This is a genomic window from Hymenobacter fodinae (genome assembly GCF_004745825.1).
GTDB lineage: Bacteria > Bacteroidota > Bacteroidia > Cytophagales > Hymenobacteraceae > Hymenobacter > Hymenobacter fodinae.
In genome coordinates this window covers 93,780-115,214 of the sequence record NZ_SRLA01000002.1, presented here as the reverse complement: position 1 = coordinate 115,214, position 21,435 = coordinate 93,780, and the positions used below count along the sequence as shown (strand labels likewise).

Genomic DNA, 21,435 nt, shown 5'->3' with positions numbered 1-21,435 from the left:
TTCTTAATGTGGGGCCTACAGCGGCATAAGGTAAGCCGCAGCCAGCAGCAACTGCACCCAAATAGCAGGTTAGCAGGGGGTGGCTTTCTTATACTGGTGCGTAGGCCACTGGCTGCGGCGGCTAGCTTAGCAATTATTGTTGTTGGCTGCTGTGGTAGCAAACGCGAGCTAATTCCGCAGGTCGTGTAGATTTGCCCTATGTCGGTATTCCAAACGTATCTGCAGCTCGGGTTCTACCACATCTTCAACCTGGAGGCCTACGACCATATGGTGTTTCTGCTGGCCCTGTGCGCGCCCTTTGTGCTGCGCGACTGGAAACCGGTGGTGGCTCTGGTCACGAGCTTTACCGTAGGCCACTCCGTTACGCTGGCGCTGTCTACGCTAGGCGTGGTGGACTACTCGCCCAAGCTCATCGAAGTTCTAATTCCCATTACCATTATCATCACCTGCATAGCCAACCTGTTGCAGGCGGGCCGCCCCACCACGCGCATCAGCCCTAACCGCCGCGACACCGTGGGGCCAATTGTCCTGACCCTCCCTAACCTGCTGGCCGCAGTCTTCGGCCTGATTCACGGGCTAGGCTTTTCCAGCTACCTGCGTGAGTTGCTAGGCCACCAGAGCCGCCCCGTGCTGGAGCTGCTGTCGTTCAACATTGGCGTAGAGTTGGGCCAGTTGCTTATCGTAAGCATCATTCTGCTGCTGGGCCTGGTGGTACTGCGCATCTTCAACGCTGCCCGCCGCGACTGGCTGCTCGTGACCAGTGGCGCCGCGCTTGGCATCGCCTTGGTCCTGCTCCTAGGCCAGGTGGGGTGATAAGGTGATGGGGTAAGAAGGTGAGGAGCAAGTACGACTGGCCGCTCCGCGGCTTCGCCCCTGTTGCTTCTTCACTTCATCACCTCATTACCCCATCACCTTCTTATCCTATCACCTCATCACTTCCTGTGCAACGCGCAGGTCCTACTCGTGTCTTTCGCGGCACGCGAGGATATGAGGCGCTAGGCCAGTATCTTCGCTTCTTTCCGGCGTCATTCACTCCCCTTTTCATACCATGTTGAAACAACCTCTGCTGGCCGCTGGGCTGGTGGCTCTGCTAGCCGCTCCGGCCCTGGCGCAGAACACCAACTCCGGCACCGATAAATTTGCCCAGCTCGGCCAGGAGCTGCCCACGCCCAATACGTACCGCACGGCCTCGGGCGCGCCCGGCCGCGACTACTGGCAGCAGCGCGCCGACTACAATATCAAAGTGACGCTCAACGATGCCGACCAGAGCATCAGCGGCACTGAGGATATCACGTACACCAACCTCTCGCCCGACAAGCTCAGCTACCTGTGGCTGCAGCTCGACGCCAACATCTACGACCCCAAGTCGATGACGGCCTCGACGCAAACGGCGGAGCTGCGGGATAAAATGTCGTTCCAGACGCTGGAGTACCTGGAGCGCACCAGCTTCGATGGCTCATTTAAGATCGACGACATCCGGATAAAGGGCGGCAATAAGCAGTTGCCTCACACCATCAACTACACCATGATGCGCGTGGACCTGCCCCAGGCCCTGGCCCCCAAGCAGTCGGTGACGTTCACGGTGAAGTGGCATTACACCGTAAACGACCAGAAGAAGACGGGTGGCCGCTCGGGCTACGAGTACTTCGAGCAGGACAAGAACTATCTCTACGAAATTGCCCAGTTCTACCCCCGTATGGCCGTCTATGACGACGTGAACGGCTGGCAGCACAAGCAGTTTCTAGGCCAGGGTGAGTTCACGCTGCCCTTCGGCGACTACAAAGTAGCTATTACGGCTCCCGCCGACCACGTAGTAGGCGCCACCGGCACCCTGCAGAACCCCGACCAGGTGCTGACCTCTACCCAGCGTAAGCGCTTTGATCAGGCCAAATCCTCCTCGAAGCCGGTGGTTATCGTAACGCAGGATGAGGCCACTAAAGCCGAGCAGGGCCGCGCCAAAGGCACCAAAACCTGGGTGTACGACGCCAAAAACGTGCGTGACTTCGCCTGGGCTTCCTCGCGGAAATTTATTTGGGATGCTATGGGCTTGAAGGTAGAAGGCAAGCCCGTGGTGGCCATGTCGTACTATCCTAAGGAGGCTAACCCGCTGTGGGGGCAGTACTCCACGCAGGCCGTAGCGCACACGCTCAAGACCTACTCGAAGTTCACGATTCCCTACGAGTACCCGGTGGCTATTTCCGTGCACGGTCCCATCGGCGGCATGGAGTACCCCATGCTTTGCTTCAACGGCTACCGCCCCGAGGCGGATGGCACCTACTCTTCGGCCACGAAGTATGGCTTGATTTCGGTGGTTATCCACGAAGTAGGCCACAACTTCTTCCCGATGATTGTGAACTCCGATGAGCGCCAGTGGACCTGGATGGATGAAGGCCTGAACACTTTCATGCAGTACCTCACGGAGCAGGAATGGGAACGGGGTTACCCCTCGCGCCGCGGCGAGCCGGCTCAGATTGTGCCCTACATGGCCATGAACCCGAACCTGCAGAACCCCATCATGACCAACTCGGAGACGGTGCTGCAGCTGGGTAACAATGCCTACGGTAAGCCCGCCACCGCCCTGAACGTCCTGCGCGAAACGGTAATGGGTCGTCAGCTTTTCGACTACGCGTTCAAGACCTACGCTCAGCGTTGGGCCTACAAGCACCCCAAGCCCGCCGACTTCTTCCGGACCATGGAAGATGCCTCGGGCGTTGACCTCGACTGGTTCTGGCGCGGCTGGTTCTACGGCACCGAGCACACCGACCTGAGCATTGAGAACGTGCAGTGGTACAAAGTTGACTCGAAGAACCCCGACATTGAGAATGCTGCCCGCCGCGAGGAGCTGAACGCTGCTCCCAAGAGCCTCTCCCAGCAGCGCAACCTCCAGGACATCAAAAAGACGCTGGTAGACGAGAAGCCCGAGCTGAAGGACTTCTACAACAATTACGACCCACTGGCAGTGTCGGAAACCGATAAGGCCCGCTACCAGCAGTACGTGTCGAGGCTGAAGCCAGAGCAGCAGGAAATTCTGAAGAAGGGCCTGAACTACTATCAGGTTGATCTGAAGAACCTTGGTGGCCTAGTGATGCCAGTTATCATCCAGATGACCTATGCCGATGGCACGAACGAAGTGGTAAACATCCCCGCCGAAATCTGGCGCCGCAACAACGCCGAGGTAACCAAGGTGTTCATCACCGAAAAGCCCGTGGCCTCGTTCACCCTCGACCCCTATCTGCAAACCGCCGACACGGACCTCTCGAACAATGGCTTCCCGCGCAAGCTGGCGCCTTCTCGCTTCGAGCTGTTCCAGCAGCAACAGCAGGCCGCCCCGCAGAACCCCATGCAGCAGCGCAACGTCTCGTCGCAGCAGCCCAAGCAGAGCGGTGGTACTACTGGTGCTACCGGTGGTAACTAAGCTTACTTCCTATTAGATTTGAACAGCCGGGCCACATGGTCCGGCTGTTTTTGTTATGTACCTGTGCTATCAAGTTAAATATGGATGACACTTCTATTATTCTCTGTTTTTTCTTCTTACTAAATGCAGCAATTCTATGGTTAATGGTGAAGGTTCGGCAATATCGGACTCAGCTATTACAACGTTCACTGGCTGGCGAAATAACGGGCAAAGTTGTTGACAGGCGTAACTGGAATAACTTTTCCCTTCTTGTGAAGTGTGCCGATGGTACAACCGCAAGCATACCAATAACTGAGCAGGCCTACGACATTATCCATGACCATGACTTTTTACATAAGAAAGCTAATTCCGCTGCATTAACTATCAGCCGTAAAGGTGAAATCATTTTACAGACTTCTATTCGGCCACTTCCAGTCAGAAGGAAGAATCCAAAGATTAATTAAACAGCCGGGCTATTTAGTCTGGCTGTTTTTGCTTCTGTTAATGCAAGAGATATACGCTTCAAAAGCACGTCATCCTGAGCGGAGCGAAGGATCTTCTCACGTGAGCACGAGGCGCTAGGCTAGTCGTGTACATGTGAATAGATCCTTCGCTCCGCTCAGGATGACGTGTTAATTGAGGCATTCTAAATGACTCGCTTTAGGCCACATCAACTCTTCTTATCTCCTCTTTAATTAAGAAGACAGCTAGCCTTCTGAAACTATAAGCACTGCACCATCTGACCTAGACCACATAAAAAAGCGGCCGGCGAAACTCGCCGGCCGCTTTTCGTGCGGAGTAGTATTAGGTAGCGCTTAGTTGAAGATGTAGCGCACACCCAGCTGACCCTGCCAACGCGAGGTTAGGTTAGACACGTCCCAGGCATTGGTGCGGGTAGCAATGGTGCGGGGGAACGAGAACGTAGGCTGCACACCGTTGCCGGTCGCTTCTACGCGGAGCAGTTCGGTAGCATTGTTCTGTACTGAGTACTGACGGCCCCAGTCGTTGTTGAGCAGGTTGCCCACGTTGATAACATCGAAGGTTACCTGGATGGTGTTCTTCTTGCCACCAGCCTGGAAGTTGAAGTCCTGGGCTACGCGGATGTCTACTTGGTGCGTCCAGGGCAGACGAGCAGCAAAGCGCTCGGCGTACTGGCCCCGGTGGCTACGCAGGTAGGGGTCGTTGTTGATGAAGGCCTCCAGCTGATCCTGTACCTGCGCCAGAGTGCGGTTGTCGGTGGTTACCAGCTTGATTTCGTTGGCGTCGCGTACATCGCGGGGAATGTAGATCAGGTCGTTGCCGTTGTTACCGTCGCCGTTCAGGTCGGTGCTGTTGCCGTACACGTAGGTGAGTGGCTGGCCCGAGAGGCCTTCGTACACCGCCGAGATGGTAGTAGCCAGTTTGTCGCCGGCGTAGTGGAAGGTGTAACCAGCGGTAGCCAGCAAGCGGTGACGACGGTCGTTGAGCGAGTAGCTCAGCTCCGGGTTATTGGGGTCGGTGATGATCTGGTTGAAGCCGAAGTTCGACGAAGCAGTAGTGTTAAAGCCACTGTTCACGTCTTTCGACTTACCGTAGGTGTAGGCCACCATCGTGTTCAGCCCATCCGAGAACTGCTTCTGCAGCTGGCCCGTGAAGTTGTAGCGGAAACCCTTGTTGGTGTTCTGCAGCACGTACACGTTCGTGAAGTTCTGGTCTACCCGACGAGCATTGCCACCGGCGTACACGGGGCGCTGGTCGGGGCCGGCCAGCTTGCCAACGGGAGCCGCCAGGTTAGCGTCCTGGTAGTATATATCGTTGATAGTCTTCGAGTACACAGCCTCTAGGGTAGCCAGCACGTCGCCGGGCAGGCGGAAGTCCACGGCCAGGTTCGAGCGCCACACCTGGGGCAGCTTGAACTCCTTCGACAGCGTGTTGATCTGAGCCGTTTTGGCAGCACCCGAACTATAGGTAGTCGGGATGTTGCTGATGTTCGTCTCGATGGTCGAGAGGTAGCGTGGGGTGTTGGGGTTAGCCGAGTTGTACGAAGCGTTGTTGATATCGAGGTTGCCCTGAATCATACCGCTGTTGGTGTAGCTGTTGGCAATCCAAGTATAGGGCACGCGGCCCGTGAAGATACCCGTACCGCCGCGCACCTGCACTTTAGCATCGTTGTTCACGTCGTAGTTGAAGCCCAAGCGGGGCGCCCACAGCAGTTGGCCGTTCGGCATGTTCTCGGTGTTGATGTCGCCGTACTTGGCAAAGGCCGTCTGGCTAGCTACGCGCGGATTGTACACGGGCTTGTCGGTAAACACGGGCACGTCGAGGCGTAGGCCAGCGGTCAGGCGCAGGTTCTCGATAGGCGAGTACTGATCCTGCACGTAGAAGCCCAGCTGCATGGCTTTGAAAGCCGCAGCACCGTCGCCGGTGGTGGGGTAGGCCGCTTGTACGCGGGTTGCTTTGTCGTTGTAGAAGTTCTGCAGTGAGGAGAACGTGTAGGCGCCATTGCCATCGGCAATGAAAAGGTTGCGGAACTTGAAGGCTTCGTTGTGCGTGCCCACCGTGAGGGTGTGCTTACCGAAAGCAGCCGTCAGGTTGTCGGTTACTTCCACGATGTCCTGGTTCAGGCTATTGAGAGCCGAGCTCCGCTCCGTACCGAAGATGTAGGTGTTACCGTTGTCGGAGATGGTGAAGGAGGGCAGCAGGGTACCGCGGGTATCCCGACGGTCACGAATGCGGCTGTAGCTCAGCAACAGCTTGTTCGAGAAGCGGCCCAGGCGGCTGTTCAATTCCGCTACCGAGCTGTTGGTTACGTTGCTGAAACGGTAGCCATTGTTGCCAAAGCGGAAGTTGATAGAAGAGCGGGTCAGGTTGTCGGCGAAGGCCTCCACGTAGTTGTGGCGGATGGTCAGCTGGTGATTCTCCGAAAGGTTGAAGTCCAGACGACCGAAGATCTTGTTGCTTTCGGTGCGGTTGGTTACGCTGCCGTAGTTACCTACCTCATAGCCATAGCGCTGCTTGGCGTAAGCAGCCACACCGGCCAGCGTAGTCGGGTTGATACCCGAAGCCGAGGTACCGGGGTCGAAGCCTAGGGGTGTGCTGGCGCGGGCAATTTCACCATTCAGGAAGAAGAAAATCTTGTCTTTCACCAAAGCGCCACCCACGCGGGCACCGGTCTGGTAGTTGTAGAACTCATCGGCTTTGGTGCGGGGTTCGGTTACGCTCTTGCCAATGGTGTTCTGGTTGCGGCCAAAGCCGTAGATGGAGGCCGAGAAATCATTCGAGCCCGAGCGGGTAATGGCGTTGATACCGCCGCCAGTGAAGTTGCCCAGGGTTACGTCGTAGGGTGCAATAACCACCTGAATTTCCTGGATGGCGTCGAGGGCAATAGGCTGGGTGCCGGCTTGCCCGCCGGGGGTAGCGCTTGGCGCCAGACCAAACACGTCGTTGTTTACCGCACCGTCAATGGTGATGTTGTTGTAGCGGTTGTTGGCGCCGCCGATCGAGTTGCTAGTGCCACCGTTGGCCTGAGGCGTGAGGCGCGTGAAGTCGTTCAGGGAACGGTTCAGAGTGGGTAGGCGCTGCAGCTGCTCACGCGAGATGCGGGTTTCAGCACCGGTGCGGCTGGCGTTCATAATGCCATCACGACGGGTGCTTACGAGTACATCGGCTAGCTGTTCCGTGGCTTCGCTCAGGTTGATGTCGAGACGCTGGTTCTGGCCTAGGCTCAGGAAGATATTTTCCCGGGTTACATCCTTGTACCCGATGAACGTTACTCGTACGCTGTAGGGGCCACCTACCCGCATGTTCTGCAGGTTGAAACGGCCTTCAGAGTTAGTAGGAGCAATGTATTGGGTGTTGGTGGGGTTGTGCACCGCAATAATTGTTGCCCCCGGCAGGCCTGCGCCCGACTGGTCGGTAATTGTGCCGCTCATCGCGGCAGTGGTGTTCTGCGCCATGCCCAACCGCGCTGACAATAACGTCAGGATCAGCAACACCAAATGGCGTAAACGTAAGTTACTCATAGATAAACGTTTGTTGAAAAAAGCCCCTTTTTTAAAAGGGCCGCAAAGGTATGTCAGTTTTCAACAAATTGAATTATACCTATAAAATTAAAATACACTGTATGTTACTATAATGTTATGTATCAACGATTAACAGCAATTAAATTTATTAAAACAGGTTTAAAACAATCTTCTACCTAGTTATAATTGACGAATAGAATAATCAATAAATTATATTTTTCAAATATACCTTCAATAAATAACAGTATTACAACAAAAGAGCCACACTTTTAAAAATTCAATTTTCCTTATTGTTATTCTATCATTCAGTGTGGTTTACGTACAAGCGATTTTAAGCTCTATTCGCAAGCATATCTTGCACGTTGTTTGACAGGAGCGAATCAGGCTTCACGGCGGTTTTCTTATTAGTTTAAGGCATCCTTCTACCTCCTACCTTCTTCCTCCATGGGACTCCTTGATGCCATCCTCGGCAATGCCTCCGAAACCGACGCTCAACAAATTCAACTAGAGCTCAGCCAATTGTTGGCTCCGGGCGAACAGGTGCGCAACGCTTACGCCGTCATCCGCGACCTGCTGGTGTTTACTACCAAGCGCCTGATTTTAGTAGATAAGCAGGGCGTGACGGGTAAAAAGCGTGAATACCTGAGCCTCCCCTACCGCAGCATTGAGCGGTTCTCGATGGAAACCACTGGCCATTTCGATATGGATGCCGAATTGAAAATCTGGGTGCGCGGCCAGACAGAGCCCATCAGCAAAACCTTCCGCAACGACAAGCACATCTACGATGTGTACCGCGCCCTAAGCGAATTTGCGGTGTAGTGGGAGTGGCTTGCAACCTTGGCGCACTGAACTAGCTCTCCCCATTACCCACTAACCAATAGAGCTATGCGCCCTCTTTACTCCCTTTTCGCCGTAGGCCTATCTACGCTAGCAGTCTTGCTCACTGGCTGCGATAAAGAAGACTCTCCTTTCCCACTAAAATCTGCCAAGGGTATCGTAATTGGCCCTAGCTGTAACGGGCTGTTGATTGAATTGCTAGATGGCCCGCAGATTGGCAAGCCGCTCAACATTTACAACAGGCAATACCGCAACGTCTTCGGGGCCGCTGCCGCGCAACCAGAACTCACTGCCAAGTGGGGCATAGGTGATACCGTAACGTTCAGCGTCCGCAAACCCACGAAGCAAGATGCTGCGCCGCGTTTATGTCTAGCCATTTACGTGTCGTATGACGTGCCTCAACTAACTATTGACGCACCGCAATAAGCAGGAGTGGCCTAGGCTTATACCTAATAAGAAGCCCGCTACACAACTGTAGCGGGCTTTTTTGATTTCACTTAATTGATAGTTATTGGCCGCCAGCGGTGGCGCCACTGGCTTTTAGGTATTTGTCGTACCAGGCCAGGTACCGGTCGTAGCGGTCCTTCACGTAGCTGGGCTTGCTGATGCCGTGAAACTGGCCGGGGTAAATGATGAGCTGAGTAGGCACCTTCAGGCTCTGCAGGGCTTGGTACATCTGCTCGGTGTTCAGCAGGGGCACGTTGAAGTCCTTCTCCCCGCACAGAAACAGCGTGGGCGTGCTGATTTGGCCGGCATGGAAGAATGGATACGAAATACGCATCCATACATCGGTGTGTTCCCAAGGCGTGCCTAGCTCCGTTTCGTAGTCGCGGATGTATTGGTCGGTGCCATAGCCAGCCAGCACGTTGGCAATGCCGGCGCCGCTGGTTGCGGCTTTGAAGCGTTTGTCGCGGGCGATGAGGTGGTCGGTGAGGATACCGCCGTAGCTCCAGCCGCCTACACCCAGGCGGGCGGGGTCAGCAATGCCTTGCTGCACGGCGTAGTCTACTACCGACAGCGCATCTTCGGAGTCTTTGTTGCCCCAATCGGCGTAGATGGCGCGGCAATACTCCAGGCCCCTGCCCGAGCTACCGCGTGGGTTGCTAGCCACCACCGCGTAGCCGTGGCCCGCCAGCACCTGCCACTCCGGCGCGAAGCTGTACGCGAACTGAGACACCGGGCCGCCGTGAATCCGGAGCACCGTGGGGTACTTCTGGCCCGCCTGGTAGCCCACAGGCTTCACCAGGAAACCGCTCACCAGCGTACCATCCTTGCTATTAGCCTGAATAGGCTCTACGGCTCCCAGCTGCACGGTTTTCAGCCAGGCATCGTTTTGCTTGGAGAGCGGGCGCAGGTCTTTCTTCTCGAAGCCGAACACCTCTTTTGGCTGCAGCGGCTCACTGTTTACCACTACCACCTGGCCTTTGGGGCCCACTTCAAACTCTGAGATGTCGCGCTTGCCATCGAGCACCCGTTCTACCTTGCCACCACTGGCTGGCACGCGGGCCAGCACCTGAGCACGGTCGTCTTCCAGCAGGAAATAGATGCTCTTGCCATCCTTCGACCATTGGGGCTTGAGGGTGTTGCGGTCTAGGCCACTGGTGAGCAGCTTGGGCGTGCCGCCGGTAGCCGGAATTACGGCCAACTGGTGCAGGCCATAAACAAGCTGGTCTTTAGGAGCACCTTCCACAAAGGCAATCTGCTTGCCATCGGGGCTCCAGACGGGGCGGCCGCTCCAGTTGCTGGGGGCGCTATCGGCTACGTCGGTAGAGGTGAGCTGGCGTGCCTGGGCGCCGGGTGTGGCATCAATAGCGTACAGGTCGAAATTATCGTGGCGGTCGGGGTCGTCGCCGCGCTTACTTACAAATACCAGCTGCTTGCCATCGGGGCTCCAGGAGGGCGCAAACTCATCATACACGCCCGACGTGAGTTTGGACAGCTTGCGCGCCGTCACATCAAACACATACAGGTGCTGGCGCTGCTTGTTGAGGTAGCCATCCACGTCCTGCTTGAACTGGAAACGGTCTACCACAATTACCGGCGGCGTTTTCTTGCGGGCCTTCTGCACCGCCGTCAGGGAGTCAGGGTCAGCGTCGCGGATGATGAGGGCCAGACGCTTGCCATCGGGCGCCCACACGTAGTCTGATACGCTGCCTTTCAGCTTCGTTACTTTCTCGGCCTCGCCGCCGTTACGGTTCAGCAGCCAAAGCTGGGCGTGACCCTCCTCGCCCTCGCCCCTGCTAGATAGAAAGCTCAGGTAGAGGCCGTCGGGCGAAAAGCGCGGAGCAGTTTCGTTGTCGGGGCTGGTGGTTACGCGCAGGTTCCGGGTACCGTCGTAGCGGGCCATCCACACGTCGGCATTGCCTTTGTCGGCGGCCGTATCTGCCTGGCTTACCACGTAGGTTACCCACTGCCCGTCGGGCGAGAAGTGGGCGTCTTTCACGTCGCGGAGCTGCTGCAGGTCGCGGGCCGTGAGCGGGTGTGGCGTGGTAGTTTGGGCAGCTACACCGAGGGGCAGTAGCAGTCCCAAAAGAGGTAGTAAATGTTTCATCAACGGAAGGAAGTGAGAGCAAAAGACTGGCCTAGAGCCAGCGGGTTGCGCTTGAGCAAAGCTTGGCTTTCTAAAGATACTACCGGCAAAGCCCAGTATGCACAAAGAAATTTCGGCGCTGCAACTATTGAAAGTGCCACCGTTGCGCTTACTGGCCCATATTTGTGCTACTCCACTGGTGAGTCTAGCTAGGCCACCTTCGGTTTACACTTCCGTCACTACTTGCCCCTTGGTTTATGTCGTCTGTGCCTGTACCCGCTGATTGGAGTGAAATTGCCGTGTCTCAGGTGCGAGGTAAATCGGTGCTGACGGCGTGCCGCAACGTGCAGCCACTGAAGATCCTGAATCCGCGCGCCCCGGCGAGCAGCTGTCACGTGGTGCTTTCCAGCTACGGCGGCGGCATGGTGGCCGGCGACGTTATCCGGCTCCAGCTTACCGCCCACGCCGACACACGCCTGTTTCTGGGCACTCAGGCCAACACCAAAATTTTCCGCTCCGTGGATGGGCAGGTGGCGGAGCAGGTTATTGAAGGCGCCCTGGAACACAACGCCCTAGTTGCCGTGCTCCCCGACCCGGTGGTACTGCAGGAGCACAGCCGCTACCGCCAACGCCAGCATTGGCACCTGGCTTCCGGCGCAGTGCTGCTGCTGGCCGACTGGTTGCACTCGGGCCGCATGGATAATGGCGAGCAGTTTGCCTTCACTTCCTTTGAAACAGAGCTGCGCATCACTGTTGCGGGCCGCCTCACCGTCCTCGACCGGTTTGCCTTCCGGCCCGAAGAGCACATCGCCACCTCACCCGCCAACTTCGACCGTTACCAGACTACGCTCTCAGTGTACCTCGTAGGCCACCCCCACGACGACCGGTTTGCCCTACTGGCCCGCACCCTGCAGGAGCTACAAACCATTAGCCGCGAGGCCTTGCCGGAGGACTTGTCGGGACAGGAATTTGTGGTGGCAGTGGCGCCCGCCAAGCCGGGCGTGCTCGTGTTGCGGGCCTTGGGCACCAGTCGGCAGGCCCTCCAGCCCATTTATGAGCAACTAGGCCAGGCATTGAAACAGGATGAACTGCTGGCCCACCACCCCGGCCAGCGGAAGTACTAGCTCCTTGGCAAGTAGATACAAACGTAGCCGTATGTAGTATCTTTCCCTCTGTCTGAGGATTTTCTATCGCCGTTCAGCTCTATGCCTATTTCTACTTCTGCGGCTCTCTCCGGCGCTTTGCCTCCTACTACTGCCCGCACTAGCGGGCGGCTTCTCTCGCTTGACGTTTTCCGGGGCCTCACCATCGTGCTCATGCTGCTGGTAAATAGCCCCGGCGACTGGCATTTCTACTACGCCCCTATCACGCACGCCGCCTGGAACGGTTTCCAGTTGGCCGACCTCGTGTTTCCGGCTTTCGTGTTTATCATGGGTGTAGCGGTGGTCTATGGGTTAGCCGCCGTACGTGAGCAACCTGAGCAGCACCCTAGGGTGCTACGGCGCGTAGCGCGGCGTGTATTTGTAATGCTAGTGCTGGGACTGCTCATTGGCTTGCTTCCGAAGTTTTACTTCACTTCTTTCCGCATTCCGGGCGTTCTGCAGCGCTTGGCCCTTGTATATGGCCTCAGCGTTATTTGCTTTCTGAAGCTAAGCTGGCGCCAGCAAGCATGGTTGGCAGTAGTTCTACTGGCAGGCTATGCCTTGTTGCTACAAGCGGTGCCAGTGCCGGGCCTAGGCCACGCCAGCTTAGAGAAGGCTACAAACCTGGGTGCCTGGCTCGACCGCCTGCTCTTCACCAAAAACCATTTGTATGTCAATGAAGAAGGCTGGGACCCAGAATCGGTGCTGGGTCTTATTCCTTCGCTGGCCAGTGGCTTGCTGGGCGTGCTGACGGGCCAGTGGCTACGTGCTACCGGCCCCGATGGCCCTACTAAAACTGTTTGGCTGTTTGTGGTGAGCAGTGGTGCTCTGGTCCTAGGTCTAATCTGGGACGGCTGGTTTCCAATCAACAAGGCTCTCTGGAGCAGTTCCTTCGTGCTTTACGCGGGCGGTCTGTCGGGTTTGATTTTGGCGGCGCTTTACTTCCTTCTCGATGTACGGGGCATCCGTCCAACCTGGCTGTGGCTGCTGGTAGCGTGCGGCAGCAACACACTAGTGGTGTTTTTTGGAAGTGAAGCACTAGAGCGCATACTCACACGACTCAAGCTCCACCACGCCGATGGCTCCGTCTTCTACCCCCGTGACTGGCTCTACAACACACTGTGCCGGCCCTATCTCACCAATCCCTACCATGCTTCTCTGGCCTGGGCCCTTATTTACACTTGCCTGTGGGTTGGTCTACTGGCGGTGCTCTACCGGCGGCGAATATTCTTCACGGCGTAAGCGGCAGTGGCCTAGAGCCTCCTAGGCCACTACCGACTAGGTTGGCAGGAGCTTACCGCCGGTCTTCGCGCACCTGTTCCAGTGCCCGCGCTTTAGCCGCGTGGATGTGCGCAATAATTTCTTCTAGACCCAAACCGTGCAGGGCGCGGGCAAACAGAAAGGGGCCTTCGCCGCGCATCTTACGGGCGTCGCGGTCCATCACGCCTAAGTCGGCGCGTACCAGCTCAGCCAGGTCGGTTTTGTTGATGACCAATAGGTCAGATTGCGTGATGCCAGGGCCGCCCTTGCGCGGAATCTTGTCGCCGCCCGATACGTCGATGACGTATATGGAATAATCAACCAGCTCCCGGCTGAAGTGGGCGGCCAGGTTGTCGCCGCCGCTTTCCACAAACAGGTAATCGAGCTTGTTGTCGAAGCGCGTCATCAACCCTTCCAGCGCGTCCATGTTCAGGGAAATATCCTCCCGGATGGCGGCGTGCGGGCAGCCCCCGGTTTCTACACCCACAATCCGGTCTTCGCTCAGAGCGCTGTGCCGAATCAGAAACTCGGCATCTTCGCTGGTGAAGATGTCGTTGGTGACTACTCCCAACTCAAACTCGTGGCGTAGCCGCTCACACAGGGCCTTAAGCAGGGCTGTTTTGCCCGTGCCCACTGGTCCCCCAATGCCCACGGTAAAGGCGCGCTTGCGGAAGTTGCGGTAGGGGGGTAAGCGCCGGGTTTCGCGCTGGGTAAAGTCGCCGGGCGACTCGTATGATTCGTGAGCGTGACCGTGCAGCAGTAGTGCCAGCTTATCAATAAAGGCCATAGCAGCTAGTTTTGAAAAAGACGGGAATACACTTGCTCGTGCAGCATCTGGGCGGCATCAAGCAGGGTGGCCGAGCGCGCAGCCGTGCGGTAGTCGGTGGTGTGGGCTTCGGCCAGCAGGTGGTCAAACAGGGCGTAGAACTCGTGCTGCAATTGGTGCCCTTCCATGGGGCCCAAGCAGCCTAACCGGATGGCGGCACTTAGCTGGTCGCGCAGCATTAGGTGCAAGTAGAGCGTGTGCAGCTCCGGGCAACTGTACCCCAACCGGCGCAATGCCAGAGCCAGGACTGGCACGAAATGCAGCGGCAGGTTTTCTGCCCTAAACCACGCCTGAATGCTGGCTAGGCCACTCTCCGGGTAGAACGAGCACAGTAGCTTCAGCCAGTTTTTACTTTGGGCCAGGCTAGCCCGGTACAGGCCGGGCACCAAGAGCATGGCATCATATTCTTCCACTATGCCGCGCAGGTGCTGCGTCTCCGTAGGCCAGTCGGCCGAGAAGCAGGAACTCAGAAATGGTACGTCCAGGCTGAGCACTTGCTGCAGGTACGAGTACAGGTAGTTGCGCAGCCCCGCCGGATGCCGAATAAGCCCGAACGTGCGGCTGCTCTCCAGCCCATACGAATACGCAAACCCACCCGTCGGCAGCGCCGAATCAGCTAAGTGCAGCAAACGAGCAAGACGGGTAGACATACTTCAGAATATGGGCAAGCGATAGAGTAGGCTCCCTGCCAACCGTGTGCTCATTAAGTTAGCAGTCAATCAGGGCGCTAAAGACGAGCTTTTGAAAATACCCCTGCCGATAACACGTAATCCTTTTGGTTTACAAACCCAACGAGCACGCTCCGACGTCCCTGAAATGTACCAGAGAAGCTTCCATCAGCTGCTTGGGTTAAGATAGCCTCATCGTTATCAAATGGTGCTCCTTTGGGGTTAGCACTGTCATATAGTACAATGTCGGCTAGCTCGTACGCTGCTACAGGTTGCCCGCTCAGCTTATAGAAGTACAGCTTCAGGACCTCTGGCCCACTAGATGGCTGCGGAGAAGAGGTCAGGTGTATTTCCAGATAATCGTACCCGCCATTAGACTCATGAGTAGTGCTGACTTGACAATTTACCAGTTGGTCATTTATCTGGTAGCTAGCCGTTGGCTTAGGTTCTGCCTCCTCCTTTTTCGTGCAGCCCGCAACACTTAGTAGAAGCAATACATTGAGAAACAACAAAGTAAAATAGCGCAGGCGCATGTTCATAAGTAGATCAAGGTATGAGATATACAATTCTACGATTAATTGGATTTCATCCAGCTATATCGCCCAGATATAGTGGGTGAGTTGGACATTTTAAAACAAGTTGTACAGTTGGGTAAGCGGTAGCCGGGTAGCTGGCTCGCAGGTCAAGTGCACGCCATCAACGGTGACGCGGTACGTTTCGGGGTCCACGGCAATGTTAGGGAGGTAGTTGTTGAGGGCCATGTCCTTTTTGACCACACTGCGGCAGCCTTGCACGGCCACTACTACTTTCTTTAGCCCGTAAGTGGCGCGCACGTGCTTCAAGGAAGCAGCCGACACAAAGGCCATGGAAATAGGACCCGTGGCGCCGCCGTAGGCCCCAAACATAGGCCTAGAATAAGACGGCTGGGGCGTGGGGATGGAGGCATTGGCATCGCCCATCTGGGCCCGCACAATTACGCCACCCTTAATAACCATTTCAGCGCGTGAACCAAAAAACGCCGGTTTCCAGAGCACCAGGTCGGCCAGCTTGCCCGTCTCTACGGAGCCTATTTCCTGAGCAAAGCCGTGGGCCCGCGCCGGGTTGATGGTGTACTTGGCGATGTAGCGACGGGCCCGGAAGTTATCGGCACCGCGCTCCACGTCTTCGGGCAGCAGGCCGCGTTGCTCCTTCATTTTGTGGGCCGTTTGCCAGGTGCGCGTGAGCACCTCCCCCACCCGGCCCATGGCCTGAGAGTCGGAGGAAATAATGCTGAGCGCGCCCAAATCATGCAGAATATCTTCGGCGGCAATGGTCTCGCCCCGGATGCGGCTTTCAGCAAAGGCCACATCCTCAGGAATGTTCTTGTCGAGGTGGTGGCACACCATCAGCATATCCAAGTGCTCATCAATGGTGTTGATGGTGAAGGGCCGCGTGGGGTTCGTGGACGACGGAATGACGTTAGGCTCCCCGCAGATTTTAATGATGTCGGGGGCGTGGCCACCGCCGGCGCCTTCGGTGTGGTAAGCGTGAATGGTGCGACCCTTGAACGCCGCCGTGGATGTCTCCACGAAGCCGCTTTCGTTGAGCGTATCGGTATGGATGCACACCTGCACGTCGTAGTCTTCGGCCACGCTCAGGCACATATCAATAGCGGCGGGCGTGGTGCCCCAGTCCTCGTGCAGCTTGAAACCTACTGCGCCGGCCTCCAGCTGCTCGCGCAGACCTTCGGGCCGGGAGGTGTTGCCCTTGCCCAGGAAGCCGAAGTTGAGCGGAAATACATCCGTAGCTTTCAGCATCATCTCGATATAGAATGCGCCCGGCGTGCAGGTAGTAGCATTAGTGCCCGACGAAGGCCCGGTGCCCCCACCCAGCATGGTAGTGACGCCGGAAGCCAGCGCCTCCTCAATTTGCTGAGGGCAGATAAAGTGAATGTGGCAGTCGATGCCGCCCGCCGTCAGGATTTGGCCTTCGCCGGCTATTACCTCGGTGGTTACCCCCACCACCATGCCGGGCGTCACGTTGGGCATGATGTGCGGGTTACCCGCTTTCCCAATGCCCACAATCCGACCATTCTTGATGCCCACGTCGGCCTTATAAATGCCGGTGTAGTCGAGTACCAAGGCGTTGGTGATGAGCAAATCCAGGGCTTCAGCCTGCGGAATACCGGCCGCCTGTCCCATGCCATCGCGCAGCACCTTGCCGCCCCCGAACTTGCATTCCTCGCCATAGGTGCAGAAGTCCTTTTCCACTTCGACGATGAGGCCGGTATCACCCAGCCGCACCCGGTCGCCAGTAGTAGGTCCGTACATATCGGCGTACGCACGCCGGTCAAGGGAAAGAGGCATGTTTAAGTCTTTATTAATATCGATTTATACTTACTTTACTATTACTACCCATTTGTTTTTTATTAAGTAAATCGAATCCACTATCAACATTTTATATTTTTTATTTATAATTATTGAATCGATAGAACTATAGTTACTCAAGTCTCTATTATTAAACACAGCTAAATTCAGGCTATTATTTTTTGAGTTTTTAATATAATACGACCATCCATTCTTCCCCCATTGCGACATTCGACTACTATCACCTGGGGAAATCATTGTTTTCAAATAAAATTCGCGATTATTGGTATTAGAGTAATCAGGTAAGCTATCCTCGTAAACTTCTACTGCAATTTTTGTTGAAGTTTTGTTTACAACTAACAACCTACCATCCATTTCCTCACACGAAGTCAGCCAAATACACATTATGGAAATAAGCCTGAATATGATTCTTAATTTCATAATTCAGATTCATCAATCCACCTTACCATTAATCCGGCCGTTGCCGCCGTACACGATTCGCTCACCGGCCAGGGCTACTAGCTCTACCGGCTTTCGTTCGCCGGGCTCGAAGCGCACGGCCGTGCCGGCGGGGATGTTGAGGCGGAAGCCACGGGCCGCTTCCCGGTCAAATTCCAGGGCCTCATTGGTTTCGAAGAATGGGTAGTGAGAGCCGACTTGCACAGGCCGGTCGCCGCGGTTGAGGACTTCCATGGTTATGGTTTCGCGGCCTTCGTTCAGCGTGAGTGGTTCCGGGACCAGCAGGTATTCGCCGGGTATAGGCGCGGCAGTAGTTTCGGGAGTTACTGGCCTAGGCGCGCGGGTGAGGCCCGAACCGTATAAAGCCAGCTCCGGGGAGCCTTGCTCGCGGCAGATGGGATAGTGCACCGTTACGAGTTTGGTACCATCGGGGAAGGTGCCTTCAATCTGCACCTCTGCGAGCAGCACCGCCACGCCCGGCAACACATCCTGGTGGCCTAAAATCTGCTTGCCCTTGTTCATGAGCTCTGCCACACTTTCCCCGTCGCGGATAAACTCCAGCAGTTGCGTGGCGAGCAGAGAAACGGCCTCGGGGTAGTTCAGGGCCAGCCCCCGGGCATAGCGCTTTTGCGCTACCACGCCGGCTTGGTGTAGCACTAGCTTATCGAGGTCTTTGGGCGAGAGATGCATAGCTTTTAGAACTGAGATAGAAGAGCCTCGAGCTTATAAGTGGAAAAGGAAAGTAGCCTGAGCTGGGAGTACTAAAGTTGGAGCTGAACTGGTCTGAGTTCTCAAGTCTTTATCCTCCGTTCTAACTAAATTGCTATAGAGCATCCAGCCGCCGTAGCATATGCTCACCAGCGCCGAGGCTACTACCATGCCCACCCGTAGCGAATGACTGAAGCGCATGCGCTGAGTGAAGGGTACGCTCATCAGGCCCGTAGCACCCAGCATGCCTACCACCGAGCCCAACCCGAACAGCAGCAGGTACGCCAGGCCCAACCCAACACTCGGGATGCTGCCCATCACCAGCAAGACCAGCGCGCCGCTGCCAGCTAGTCCGTGCACGAGGCCTACGGCGTAGGCCGTGCTACGCCGGTACCGGGCCGGCATCGGCCCCTTGCGGTAATAGGCTTTGTTGGTCAGGCGGCTCAGGCCCATCAGTAGCAACATAGCCCCCACGGCTGCTTCAAAGTAGTTGGAATGAGCCAGCGTGAGGCGCGTGCCCAACAGTAGCCCACCAAATACCACCAGCGTAGTGGTGTGGCCTAGCCCCCAATACAGCCCGTCCTTTACTGCCAGCAAACGACTATCGTGGCGGGCAACCAGGGTGCTCACGGCAATCAGGTGGTCGGCTTCAAATGCGTGGCCCATCCCAACGAGGAAAGCAAAAGCAATGGGCAACAGGTTGTGCATTCGAAAAAGCGCCAGCTATGGTTTCGGCCGTTAATCTAAAGGCTTTTGTTTAGAAGTTATACACTATACTAGCTAACAGACCCCAAAAAATAGCCCCAACTTGCGGGTGGGGCTATATATTTTTGTCTATTAGGCCTGCGTTCGAGCAGGTTCCTGTATGGCGGGTGGCGTGGGATTATACTGCGGAGTTGAGTTCATGTGTTCCGCATTGGCCTTGCCTTTGTCGTCTTTGAAGTCACTGCGCTTGTAAGGCCGAATGATGAGGCGCAACGCCTTATCGGAGCTGAGGTAGCTGGTCGCCCAGTCTACGAAGGTTACCACTTTGTTGCGGAAGCCTACCAGCGTCATTAGGTGCACAAACAGCCAGGTCAACCACCCCAGGAATCCACCAAAGTGCTTCTCGCCAGGCAGGTCTACTACGGCGCGGTTGCGGCCCACAATGGCCATGCTGCCCTTATTCACATAGTGGAACGGCTTGAGGGCTTGGCCGCTGAGCATGCGCTTGAAGTTATGGGCCAGCTGCTCAGCTTGCTGAATGGCCACGGGCGCTAGCATGGGGTAGCCGCGGGGCATTTCCTCGGTAATCATGTTGGCCAGGTCACCGATGGCGTAGATGTTGTTGGCTCCCTGCACCCGGTTGAAGTGGTCGACGTTCACGCGCTTGTTGCGGGCCACCACTTCGGCGGGCAGGCCCGGTACGTCGGCACCGTTCACGCCGGCGGCCCAAATCACGTTTTCCGTCCGGATAAACTCGGTGTCGGAAGTATAGAGCTTGCAGTCCTCGAAGCGTTTGGCCGAGGTGTTGAGGCGGATATGGATGTTCATATCTTCCAGGTACTTCTTTGCCTTCTGCTGCGACTGTTTCGACATGGGACCCAGCACGGCGTCGCCAGCCTCTATCAAGTAGATTTCCATCTGCTTGAGGTCGAGCTCGGGGTAGTCTTTTGGCAGTACGTCTTTGCGCATCTCAGCTAGAGAGCCGCAAATTTCTACGCCAGTGGGGCCACCGCCCACTACCACCACGTTCATCAGGGCCTGCCGGGCCGCGGGGTCTTCCTTCAGCAGGGCCTTCTCGAAGTTCTGAAACAGGAAGCTACGCAGGTTCAAGGCGTTCGGGATGCTCTTGATCTGCATGGCGTTGCGCTCAATGCTTTCCAGCCCGAAGAAGTTGGTGAGTGAGCCGGTAGCCAGCACTAGGTGGTCGTAGCGGATGTCGCCGATGTTGGTGACAACCGTGTTGCTAGCCGGGTCGACGCGCTGCACATCGGCCATGCGGTAGAAGAAGTTGTGCTGCCCGGCAAAAATCTTGCGGATGGGGTAGGCAATATTATCGGCCTCCAGGGCCCCGGTAGCCACCTGGTACAGCAGGGGCTGAAAGTTGTGGTAATTATTACGGTCGATGACCACCACCTGCACCGGAGCATCGGCCAGTTCCTTGGCAAGCCGTAGCCCACCAAAGCCGCAGCCCACAATCACGATGCGGGGTTGAGAAGTAACGGGAAGATTGGTATCCATGACAGGAAAGCGCTTGCCGCACAGGCGCGGCGTGCTGTGGCAACAGTGCCATAATCCTGTACCGTAAAACGTGGGCGTAGGTTGTGGTTGAGCTTCTTGCTTTTAGGCTGATAACGTAATTACGATCAGGGCTAAGCACCCACACGACTGCATAGTTAACTCGCCCTAGCCTTTCTCAACATCCAGTTAACACAAAGCCCTTACCTCCTGAGCGGAGATAAGGGCTTCTTAGTTCTTTAAGACTTATGCGTACTCGTAAGAGCAGTGGCCTAGGCCTAGTAATCGACGCCTTCTTTCTTTTTAAACTCGCCGCTCTTTACTTGATTAATCAGCTGCAGCCAGCTAAAGGGGTTCAGGAGCGGGTTGTTGGTGTAGGGAGTGGGGGCCGTACCCATGCGCCGCGACTGGTCGTACTGCTGGTTCTGCATGGTCTGGCGGTAGTTGCCGGTGCTGGTTACGGGCAGGTTGTTGAACATGCGGCGCATCACCTGCTCACTTAGGTTCTCAGCTGCGCTGGAGCCCCGCTCTTTAGGCAGGTTCAGGGCCAGAAACGCCTTTTTAAACTCTTTTTCCGTGGCATACGGGAAAATCCTAACCTCCGGCAACACCGTGGCGTCTTCACGCAACGATACAATTACCGAGTAGCTCTGGCGCGGATAGTCCTCGGGAATAATGACGTACTGATTACGGTAACCCAGGCTCCGAATCACGATACTGTCGCCGGCTAGCACGGGTAGTGAGAAATAGCCATAGGAGTTGCTGGCAGTGCCGCGCCCGGCTTTGGGCACGAAGATGGCTGCACCGGGCACGCCCAGCAGGGAGTCGCCGGTGGCCACAATGCCGGTAAACTGCACCACGCGGCGCTGGCCCTGAGCCCGGGCACTAGCCGGCGCTAGCAACAGGCCTAGCGCCAGAAAAACCAGCAGCAGCAGGGCCGGTAGAGAAAAGAAACGAAATCGAACCACAGCAGACATACAGGGCGTTACAGAATACAAGTATACGGCTCTTTTGGGGGCCGCTGGTCGGTTTGGTGTAAATTCGG

General features: G+C 56.2%; 17 protein-coding genes. 7 read left to right on the top strand and 10 right to left on the bottom strand.

Annotated elements, in window-relative coordinates:
- The first annotated feature begins 198 nt into the window (after positions 1-198).
- The 3 genes from EU556_RS07655 to EU556_RS07645 all read left to right on the top strand — a co-directional run bounded on the left by EU556_RS07655 (position 199) and on the right by EU556_RS07645 (position 3,858).
- Positions 199-813 carry a HupE/UreJ family protein gene (locus EU556_RS07655; RefSeq protein WP_135432873.1) on the top strand — a complete coding sequence of 205 codons (615 nt, stop codon included), beginning with the start codon at positions 199-201 and terminating at the stop codon, positions 811-813.
- Between the two features lie 235 nt (positions 814-1,048).
- Positions 1,049-3,415, top strand: coding sequence for a M1 family metallopeptidase (locus EU556_RS07650; RefSeq protein ID WP_135432871.1), 2,367 nt, complete (start codon positions 1,049-1,051; stop codon positions 3,413-3,415).
- 80 nt (positions 3,416-3,495) lie between these two features.
- Positions 3,496-3,858, top strand: a complete 363-nt coding sequence (locus EU556_RS07645; RefSeq protein WP_135432869.1) for a hypothetical protein — start codon at positions 3,496-3,498, stop codon at positions 3,856-3,858.
- Positions 3,859-4,209: 351 nt separating this feature from the next.
- Here EU556_RS07645 and EU556_RS07640 read toward each other — a convergent pair whose 3' ends face one another.
- Entirely contained in the window at positions 4,210-7,395 is a 3,186-nt protein-coding gene (locus tag EU556_RS07640; RefSeq protein ID WP_135432867.1) for a TonB-dependent receptor, read from the bottom strand.
- A gap of 444 nt (positions 7,396-7,839) precedes the next feature.
- Here EU556_RS07640 and EU556_RS07635 point away from each other — a divergent pair, with 444 nt between their 5' ends.
- The gene (locus EU556_RS07635; protein ID WP_135432865.1) at positions 7,840-8,214 is read left to right on the top strand and encodes a PH domain-containing protein; all 375 of its coding nucleotides are present in this window, start codon (positions 7,840-7,842) and stop codon (positions 8,212-8,214) included.
- Between the two features lie 66 nt (positions 8,215-8,280).
- Entirely contained in the window at positions 8,281-8,658 is a 378-nt protein-coding gene (locus EU556_RS07630; RefSeq protein ID WP_135432863.1) for a hypothetical protein, read from the top strand.
- An 82-nt stretch (positions 8,659-8,740) separates the two neighbouring features.
- On the opposite strand, the gene EU556_RS07625 is transcribed toward EU556_RS07630, so the two are convergent.
- Complete coding sequence (locus EU556_RS07625; protein WP_135432861.1) at positions 8,741-10,783, bottom strand: alpha/beta hydrolase family protein; 2,043 nt, start codon at positions 10,781-10,783, stop codon at positions 8,741-8,743.
- A gap of 236 nt (positions 10,784-11,019) precedes the next feature.
- On the opposite strand from EU556_RS07625, the gene EU556_RS07620 reads away from it, so the two are divergent.
- Entirely contained in the window at positions 11,020-11,886 is an 867-nt protein-coding gene (locus tag EU556_RS07620; protein ID WP_135432859.1) for an urease accessory protein UreD, read from the top strand.
- An 81-nt stretch (positions 11,887-11,967) separates the two neighbouring features.
- Positions 11,968-13,146: an acyltransferase family protein gene (locus tag EU556_RS07615; RefSeq protein ID WP_135432857.1), complete on the top strand. Its 1,179-nt coding sequence runs from the start codon at positions 11,968-11,970 to the stop codon at positions 13,144-13,146.
- 52 nt (positions 13,147-13,198) lie between these two features.
- Here the strand turns inward: EU556_RS07615 and ureG are convergent, their stop codons facing one another.
- The 8 genes from ureG to EU556_RS07575 all read right to left on the bottom strand — a co-directional run bounded on the left by ureG (position 13,199) and on the right by EU556_RS07575 (position 21,367).
- Entirely contained in the window at positions 13,199-13,951 is a 753-nt protein-coding gene (gene ureG, locus EU556_RS07610; protein ID WP_135432855.1) for an urease accessory protein UreG, read from the bottom strand.
- A 5-nt stretch (positions 13,952-13,956) separates the two neighbouring features.
- Positions 13,957-14,640 carry an urease accessory protein UreF gene (locus EU556_RS07605; protein ID WP_135432853.1) on the bottom strand — a complete coding sequence of 228 codons (684 nt, stop codon included), beginning with the start codon at positions 14,638-14,640 and terminating at the stop codon, positions 13,957-13,959.
- Positions 14,641-14,717: 77 nt separating this feature from the next.
- Positions 14,718-15,197, bottom strand: coding sequence for a hypothetical protein (locus EU556_RS07600; RefSeq protein WP_135432851.1), 480 nt, complete (start codon positions 15,195-15,197; stop codon positions 14,718-14,720).
- Between the two features lie 90 nt (positions 15,198-15,287).
- Positions 15,288-17,003: an urease subunit alpha gene (gene ureC, locus EU556_RS07595; protein WP_135432849.1), complete on the bottom strand. Its 1,716-nt coding sequence runs from the start codon at positions 17,001-17,003 to the stop codon at positions 15,288-15,290.
- A gap of 453 nt (positions 17,004-17,456) precedes the next feature.
- Positions 17,457-18,152 (bottom strand): urease subunit beta, encoded by a 696-nt coding sequence (locus tag EU556_RS07590; RefSeq protein WP_135432847.1) that lies wholly within the window; start codon positions 18,150-18,152, stop codon positions 17,457-17,459.
- A gap of 33 nt (positions 18,153-18,185) precedes the next feature.
- Positions 18,186-18,878 carry an urease accessory protein gene (locus EU556_RS07585; protein WP_135432845.1) on the bottom strand — a complete coding sequence of 231 codons (693 nt, stop codon included), beginning with the start codon at positions 18,876-18,878 and terminating at the stop codon, positions 18,186-18,188.
- A 129-nt stretch (positions 18,879-19,007) separates the two neighbouring features.
- Complete coding sequence (locus EU556_RS07580; protein WP_135432843.1) at positions 19,008-20,393, bottom strand: NAD(P)/FAD-dependent oxidoreductase; 1,386 nt, start codon at positions 20,391-20,393, stop codon at positions 19,008-19,010.
- 275 nt (positions 20,394-20,668) lie between these two features.
- Positions 20,669-21,367: a peptidase associated/transthyretin-like domain-containing protein gene (locus EU556_RS07575; protein WP_135432841.1), complete on the bottom strand. Its 699-nt coding sequence runs from the start codon at positions 21,365-21,367 to the stop codon at positions 20,669-20,671.
- Positions 21,368-21,435 lie beyond the last annotated feature (68 nt).